Genomic DNA, 7,596 nt, shown 5'->3' on the forward strand with positions numbered 1-7,596 from the left:
TGCCGCATCGTCATAGTGCGAGCGACGGTGTGCCCTCGTCGGTGCGATCACTGCACCGACGATCCGACACGGGATGGAGTCAGGTACGGACGAAGACTTCAGCGCGCCGCTTTTGGCGCGTAGGTGCCCTTGACGCCCGCGCCGTAGTCGTCGAGGAACGTGTAGTCGACTTCGATCGGCCCGGCAGGCTGCGACGGCACGTTGCCGACGTCGAAGCGCTCGGTGGCCCCGGGCTTGACCATGCCGCCCACCGCGTTGGTCCAGGTCGTGGCGCCGGACTTGACGGTCAGCTGGGTGAACGTCACGTGGTAAGGCGTCGGATTCCTGGCTTCCAGCGCGTAGCCGCCGCCGGCCTTCGGCGCGAAGTTCCAGGTCACCTTTTCGGCGGATTCGTCGGCCACGCCCTGCAGCGCGGCGGGACGGAAGAACAGCTTGATGCGCGAACGGAACGCGAGCTGCAGCAGGTTCGGTGAATCAGGGTCGTCGGCCGCCTGCGGCGGGACGTCGAGCACGTTCAGCCAGTACAGCGTTTCCTTGTCCTGTGCGAGCGGTTCCTTCGTGTAGATCAGTCGCAGGCTTTGCCCCTTCTTCGGATCGAGGCGGAACAGCGGAGGTGTCAGCATGAACGGCACCTTCGAGTCGTCCGGCAGCGCGCTGGGGTTGCCGTCGTCGATCCACGCCTGCACGAGCGACGGCCTGTCGCCCTCGTTGGTCAGCTTGACCGTGACCTCGCGCTCCTTTTCCGGATACACAACGCGTGTGCCGCCGATCACCACGCTTGCCTCCGCCGCACCCGCGCCGGCCAGCGACGCGATCAGCATCGCGGCACCCATACGCGAGCGCCAGTTCATTGGCATCCCCATCGTCGATTTCTCCTTCTCGATTGACAAACATGTGCCCCGTCTGCCGGGGGAGGCGGCCCGTGCCACCATTGCTTCAAGTGCCCGGGCCGCGGGTCGGGAGGCCGGTTTACTGGTACGAGACCGAATACATGACCGACGTGTTGACCGAGCCGGCGGTCGATGCGCCACCCGTTGCGACGTACTGCGCGTAGTAGTCGAGGGTTGCCGCGCCGCCCGCGATCGGGACGGTTTGCGAGTTCTGCTGCGTCTGGACCGCGCCGAGCTTGATGATGCTGGTGTCCTTGTTCAGCAGGCCGACCTCGACGTTCGTCGCCGTGCCCGTGGCGTTCTTCAGCTGGCCGGTCGTTGCGTTGACCGTGAGGCCCGGCTCGAAGTACACCGATGCGTTGCCCGAGTTCGGCGAGCAGTTCGACAGCGCGATTCGGAACGGCTTGCGGCCGGCGGTCGCGCCGGACGTGGCGAGTGCCGACGTCGACACGTTGGGCAGCGTCACCGTGAAGTCCTTGCCGCCGCCGTCGCCGGAGATGTTGCAGGTCTGCGCGGTGATCTCGCCGGTGATCGTGATCGTGCCGTCGGCTGCCTGGGCCGACGAAGCGACGGCGAGGAGACCCGCTGTTGCCATCAGAATGGAAAGTGCTTTTTTGGACATGTAAGTACCTGTTGGTAAGGGGCTTGCGTCGAAAGACGACGCACCGACGTTTCCTTCGCGCTGACCATCGCCGGCGTTGCGATCGGGCGGTCGACAACAGCGCCAGGAAACAGAAAGCATTATTTCCAAGTAAGGCAGGCGAAAGAATTGGACGTTTTCTAAGTCGCCGCCTGAATGGATGGGACTGGTACTAAATTTGTTTGAAGAATGGTTAAGCGCAACGGGCGCACGGCCGAGGCGTCGCGTAGCGGTGGCGGTGGCGGTGCAGGAGCGAGACGGCGAGCAGTGTGGTCAGCCGGAGCGGCAGCGCTGGAGCGCCCGCCCGCATGTCCGGCGAAGTGACGCTCAGAAGAGCGGCGAGGATATTGATGTGGAATGCGAACTAATTGGCGGAGATTGCGTGTGCCAGTCAGACACCGGATCCGGCATCAGCAGGACCGGTTCGAGCGTATGCCCGCGAGTCAGCTCACGCGGCGTGCGGCCTGGCCTTCGTGCGTATCGACGATGCCGGCGGACGAGCCCGGCGACCGGGCGCGTTCGTCGCCGCGAACGTCATTGCAGGATCAGCTGCAGGTGCGCGTCGGCCTGCTCGGAGGGCGGTTTCTGAAACCCGCCCTTCGCGAAGCGGTGCCACCGGCCGATCACATAGCAGACGAGCAGGCTCGCGCGCGCGCCGGGATCATAGTCGGCCGGCAGCACGAACGGCGTCGCGCCTTCTTGCGGCGTGTTGGCCTCGGTGCGGGCAACACGCAGGCACTGCTTGACGGTCGCCTCGATGCGGTCGAGCAGCTGGTTCACGCGCTCGGTCAGCCGCTCGTCCTCGCCGACCAGCGCTTCGCCGGTCAGCACGCGTGTCATGCCGGGGTTCTTCGCGGCGAAGTTGAGCATCGTCAGCGCGATCGTGCGCGCCTGCTGCACGCCGTTCGGCTCCTTCGCGACGATCTGGTTGACGAGTCCGAACAGCGCCTGCTCGATGAACTCGATCAGCCCTTCGTACATCTTCGCCTTGCTGGTGAAATGCCGGTACAGCGCGGCTTCCGACACGTCGAGCCGAGCCGCGAGCGCGGCGGTCGTGATTTTCTCGGGCTTGGGGGCCTCGAGCATCGCCGCGAGTGTCTGCAGGATCATCACGCGGCGCTCGCCCGGTTTCGGGCGCGCGCGGGTGGGTGTGGCCTGGCTTTCGGTTACGGCTTGGTCCTGCGGGTAAGTCGGCTGCATTTCTGTCGCCCCGATCGTGTGCCCAGTCGGAGCGATTTTAACGAACGAATGCGTTGATCGACATAGTGCGGGCGACCGGTGGTCGGTAAATGGCCGGGCAGGTGGCCCGTGATCCACACCGTACCGATGCCGAGGCGCTTGTAGCGCTTCAGGTGGCCGCGCGTATCCTCGACGAGGATCGCGTCGGCCATGCGCGCGTTCGCGGCGCGCAGCGTCCGGCGCAGCATCGTGTGATCGGGCTTCGCGCGCCAGGTTCGGCGGTCGCGCATGTGCTCGATCGAGATCACGCGTTCGAACAGCCGCTCGATGCGCAACTCGCGCAGTACCGCGCGCGCGTAGTTCTCCGGCGCGTTGGTCAGCACGAACTTGCGCCCGGGGAGCGCGGCGACGATGCGCGCCAGCCCGCGTTCGGCGCGCAGCATCGCGGGCAGGTCGGAAAACGTATGCACCGCGCGCAGGAAGTCGTGCGGGTCGATCGGATGATGGCGCGTGAGGCCGAGGAGCGCGGCGCCGTAGCGCTCGGTGTAGCCGTTGCGCAGGCGGTCGGCTTCGGCGCGCTCGACCTGCAGCGCGTCGATGATGTATTGCGTCATCGCGCGGTTGATCTCGGGAAAGATCGCGTGCGACGCGTGGTGCAGGGTGTTGTCGAGATCGAACAGCCACACCGGCGCGCCGGCGCGGGGCCGGCTGCGCGATACGCGCCGGCGCCGCAGCGGGGCCGGCAAGTCGGGTGGGGCGGTGTTGCTGCGGGTGCTCAATGCGAGCGGATCATCGTGCCGAACGGCTGCTCGGTCAGGATTTCCAGCAGCACCGAGTGCTCGATCCGGCCGTCGACGATGTGTACCGACTTCACGCCGCTCTTCGCGGCGTCGAGCGCCGACGAGATCTTCGGCAGCATGCCGCCGGAGATCGTGCCGTCCTCGAACAGCGCGTCGATCTCGCGCGCGGAGAGATCGGTCAGCAGGTTGCCGTCCTTGTCCATCACGCCCGGGATGTTGGTCATCATCAGCAGCTTCTCGGCGTTCAGCACGGTGGCGAGCTTGCCCGCGACGAGGTCGGCATTGATGTTGTACGAGAGACCATCTTCGCCGAAGCCGATCGGCGAGATCACCGGAATGAATGCGTCGTCCTGCAGCGCCTTCACGACCGCCGGGTTGATCGCCTCGACCTCGCCGACCTGGCCGATGTCGATGTACTGGCCCGGGTTGTCGCGGTCCGGCATCAGCAGCTTGCGCGCGTGGATCAGGCCGCCGTCCTTGCCCGTCAGGCCCACGGCGTGGCCGCCGAAGTGGTTGATCAGCGTCACGATGTCCTGCTGCACCTCGCCGCCGAGCACCCATTCGACGACTTCCATCGTCTCTTCGTCGGTGACGCGCATGCCCTGGATGAAGGTGCCGGCCTTGCCGATCTTCTTCAGCGCCTGATCGATCTGCGGACCGCCGCCGTGGACGATCACCGGATTGATGCCGACCAGTTTCAGCAGGATCACGTCGCGCGCGAAGCCTTGCTTGAGCCGCTCTTCCGTCATCGCGTTGCCGCCGTATTTGATGACCACGGTCTTGCCGTGGTAACGGCGGATGTACGGCAGCGCCTCGGCGAGGATTTCTGCTTTCAGCGTGGGGGCGATCTGCGAGAGGTCGATGGGCTCGGACATGGCGGCGGCTCTGGCTGGGAACGTTGAAACACGGCGAATTGTACAGGAGTGGCGCAGCGCAGCATCGGGTTTTTGGGCGGGCCGGAACACCGGCGGCCCGGCCCGGGCGCCGCGCGCGGCGGCCCGCCGGCTATGGCGCGGCGCGATGCGGGCAGCGGGCGCGGGCGGCGGCGGCGGGGTGGTTCGCGAGCGTTCGCGATGGCCATCGGCCGAGTGGCCGGCGTGCAAAATCCGTTCGCCGCGCTATGCTTGTCGCGTAGGGCGGCTTCACGCCCGCTTCCGCGCCTGAGCCATGACCGATTCCGTCGCCGACGCCCGTTCCACCCCGCGCCGCGCGCGTTGCCCGCACTGCGGGCGCAGCTTCGACTGCGGCGCCCGCACGCAGCCGTTCGAATGCTGGTGCGCGTCGATGCCGGTATTGCCCGGCGGCACGCCGCCCGCGGCTGGCGGGCGCTGCCGGTGCCCCGAGTGCCTGGCCGACGAGATCGCGCAGCGGATAGCCGGCGCGGCCGGCTGACGGCGCCTGCCGTGCACGCGGAGCGTCCTGGTCGCCGCGCTCCGATCCGGCCCCGCTAGAGGCGTCGCCCGCTAAACGGGTAAACTGCTCGGATGCAACGAATCACCACCACCGGGCGCGTCAACCTCAGTCACCTGTTCTGGCTTCGCAATCTCGCGATCATCGGCCAGCTCGTGACGATCGGCGTCGTGCAGACCTATTTCGGCGTGCATCTGCCGTTGCCGGCGATGCTGATGGTCATCGCGCTCGAAATCGTTTTCAACGCGCTGACCTGGGTGCGCGTGCTGCGCGCGCGGCCCGAGACCAATTTCGAGCTGCTCGGCCAGCTGTGGGTCGACCTCGGTGCGCTGTCCGCGCTGCTGTTCCTGTCGGGCGGCACGACCAATCCGTTCGTGTCGCTGTACCTGCCTTCGCTCGCGATCGCGGCGGCCGTGCTGCCGTGGCACCTGATGATCTGGCTCGCGGCGTTCGCGGTCGCATGCTACGCGGCGCTCGGTTTCGACTCGGTGCCGCTCAACATGGACAATCCCGCGAACCTGTTCGACTACTACCGTACCGGGATGTGGGCGAACTTCATGGTCAGCGTCGGGCTGATCGCCTGGTTCGTCGCGCGCATGTCGAATGCGCTGCGCCAGCGCGACGCGGCGCTCGGCGAAGCGCAGCAGCACCTGCTGCGCGACGAGCGGGCGGTCGCGCTCGGCGTGCAGGCCGCCACCGTCGCGCACGAGATGGGCACGCCGCTGTCGACGATCGCGATGCTCGCCGAAGAGCTGCGCGACGCGGCGCGCGACGATCCGGGGCTGGCCCGCTACGAGGCCGACCTGAAGGTGCTCGAGGAGCAGATGTCGCTCTGCACGTCGGCGCTCGCGCGCCTGCGCAGCCGGGCGAGCGCACCCGCGAGCCGCCAGCCGGTGGACGACTGGCTCGACACGTTCGTCGAGCACTGGCGCCTGCGGCATCCGCATGTGCAGTTCGAGCTGCTCGGCGCGCGTCCGGCGGGCGTCGCGCTCGACGACACGGTCGCGGCCGGCCAGATCCTGACGATCCTGCTCGACAACGCCGCGCGCGCGAGCCCGCAGCGCGTGACGCTGGCCGCGAAGGTCGCGCACGCCGGCACGGCCGACGAGATCGAATTCGAGGTATGCGACGACGGGCCCGGCATTCCGGCCTCGTTGCGCGAATCGCTCGGCGCGATGCCGGTCGACAGCACGCAGGGCGGGCACGGGGTCGGCCTGTATCTCGCGTTCAGCGCGGCCGCGCGGCTCGGCGGCGAAATCGAACTGTCCGATGTCGTGCCGCGCGCGGCGGGCGGCAACGGGCGGGCCGGCAGTGCGGCGAACGGTCACGCCGCGGCAGGATCGGGCCAGCGCCTGGCCGAACGGACAACCGGCACGCCGGGCACGACCGCCGCGCGCGGCACGCGGGCCGTGCTGCGCCTGCCGGTCGTGCGCGTCGCGGCGCCGGCCGCCTCAACCAACACGTAGACGGAGAAACCACATGAGCGAGAACAATTTCCTGGTGATCGACGACAACGAGGTGTTCGCGGGCACGCTCGCGCGCGGCCTCGAGCGTCGCGGTTACGCGGTCCAGCAGGCGCACGACAAGGAGGCGGCGCTCCGGCTCGCCGCGGGCAGCAAGTTCCAGTTCATTACCGTCGACCTGCATCTCGGCGAGGATTCGGGCCTGAGCCTGATCGCGCCGCTGTGCGACCTGCAGCCCGATGCGCGGATCCTGGTGCTGACCGGCTACGCGAGCATCGCGACTGCCGTGCAGGCGGTGAAGGAAGGCGCCGACAACTATCTCGCGAAACCCGCGAACGTCGAGTCGATCCTGGCCGCGCTGCAGACCAACGCGACCGAAGTGCAGGCCGACGAAGCGCTCGAGAATCCGGTCGTGCTGTCGGTCGACCGGCTCGAATGGGAGCACATCCAGCGCGTGCTGGCAGAGAACAACAACAATATTTCGGCGACGGCGCGCGCGCTGAACATGCACCGCCGCACGCTGCAGCGCAAGCTCGCGAAGAAGCCGGTGCGGCAGTAAGCGCGTCTGGCGCCCGGCGCGTCAACCGGGCGGGCTCGGGACCCGCGACAGGCAGGCGACGATCTCGTGCTTCAGCAGGCGCGTGATGAGCGCCGAGTAGATGAGGTTCCCGAGCAGCGGCGCGGATCCACCGACGATGATGGCGCTGACCATCGGCCACGGCGTTGCCGATACGCTATTCGCGATGGATTTGAGGCCGATGCTGATCGCCACGCTGGCGAGTGCGATGCCTGCCAGCGTGCCCAGCCACGCGAGCACAAACGCGACGTTGTAGCGCCGCAGCGATTCCCGCCTGATCCGGCGCATGAGCGACAGGATGTCGGCGCGCGTGAGCGTGAGCAGGGCCGGCACGATTCGGCCGGCGATGGACGGGTAGATGGTCATTCGGAGGCGGTGACGAATGCGTCTGTTCGTAGCCAGAGGAGTCCAAATTATAGGGACACACCGAAATGCTTGCCATCAGCCGCGTTCCAGGGGCACGCACGTGCGCCGTATCGCATGACCAAGAAAAAACGGGCGACCCCGGAAGTGAACTGCACCCCAAAAGTTGGATGCGAATCCAACCTTTGGGGTGTTTTTCATGGCGCAGTACGACGAGAAATTCAAGCGGGAAGTGGTGAGGCGCTACGCGTCTGGCCGATACGGCTACAAGAGC

9 protein-coding genes are annotated in these 7,596 nt (G+C 67.4%); 3 read left to right on the forward strand and 6 right to left on the reverse strand.

Annotated features, from left to right (window positions below; all coding sequences use genetic code 11):
- Positions 1-98: 98 nt before the first annotated feature.
- From LGN19_RS34210 to argB, 5 genes are all read right to left on the reverse strand, one after another.
- Positions 99-863, reverse strand: a complete 765-nt coding sequence (locus LGN19_RS34210; protein ID WP_226219683.1) for a molecular chaperone — start codon at positions 861-863, stop codon at positions 99-101.
- Between the two features lie 106 nt (positions 864-969).
- Positions 970-1,512, reverse strand: a complete 543-nt coding sequence (locus LGN19_RS34215) for a fimbrial protein (protein WP_226219684.1) — start codon at positions 1,510-1,512, stop codon at positions 970-972.
- 552 nt (positions 1,513-2,064) lie between these two features.
- A complete protein-coding gene (gene slmA, locus LGN19_RS34220; RefSeq protein ID WP_226219685.1) occupies positions 2,065-2,730 on the reverse strand; it encodes a nucleoid occlusion factor SlmA in 666 nt (221 codons plus the stop codon).
- Positions 2,697-3,488 (reverse strand): pyrimidine 5'-nucleotidase, encoded by a 792-nt coding sequence (locus tag LGN19_RS34225; RefSeq protein WP_226219686.1) that lies wholly within the window; start codon positions 3,486-3,488, stop codon positions 2,697-2,699. Before LGN19_RS34225 ends, slmA begins: the two co-directional genes overlap by 34 nt.
- Positions 3,485-4,384, reverse strand: a complete 900-nt coding sequence (gene argB, locus LGN19_RS34230) for an acetylglutamate kinase (protein WP_006754950.1) — start codon at positions 4,382-4,384, stop codon at positions 3,485-3,487. The genes LGN19_RS34225 and argB overlap by 4 nt, the downstream gene beginning before the upstream one ends.
- Positions 4,385-4,676: 292 nt before the next feature.
- On the opposite strand from argB, the gene LGN19_RS34235 reads away from it, so the two are divergent.
- The 3 genes from LGN19_RS34235 to LGN19_RS34245 all read left to right on the forward strand — a co-directional run bounded on the left by LGN19_RS34235 (position 4,677) and on the right by LGN19_RS34245 (position 6,941).
- Complete coding sequence (locus tag LGN19_RS34235; RefSeq protein ID WP_226219687.1) at positions 4,677-4,901, forward strand: cysteine-rich CWC family protein; 225 nt, start codon at positions 4,677-4,679, stop codon at positions 4,899-4,901.
- A gap of 92 nt (positions 4,902-4,993) precedes the next feature.
- Positions 4,994-6,385 carry an ATP-binding protein gene (locus LGN19_RS34240; RefSeq protein ID WP_174963100.1) on the forward strand — a complete coding sequence of 464 codons (1,392 nt, stop codon included), beginning with the start codon at positions 4,994-4,996 and terminating at the stop codon, positions 6,383-6,385.
- A 13-nt stretch (positions 6,386-6,398) separates the two neighbouring features.
- Entirely contained in the window at positions 6,399-6,941 is a 543-nt protein-coding gene (locus tag LGN19_RS34245; RefSeq protein WP_043184707.1) for a response regulator transcription factor, read from the forward strand.
- 21 nt (positions 6,942-6,962) lie between these two features.
- Here the strand turns inward: LGN19_RS34245 and LGN19_RS34250 are convergent, their stop codons facing one another.
- On the reverse strand, positions 6,963-7,325 hold the full coding sequence (locus tag LGN19_RS34250) for a hypothetical protein (RefSeq protein WP_226219688.1): 363 nt from the start codon (positions 7,323-7,325) through the stop codon (positions 6,963-6,965).
- Positions 7,326-7,596: the final 271 nt, after the last annotated feature.

This window comes from Burkholderia sp. AU30198 (assembly GCF_020419825.1).
Classification (GTDB): Bacteria; Pseudomonadota; Gammaproteobacteria; order Burkholderiales; family Burkholderiaceae; genus Burkholderia.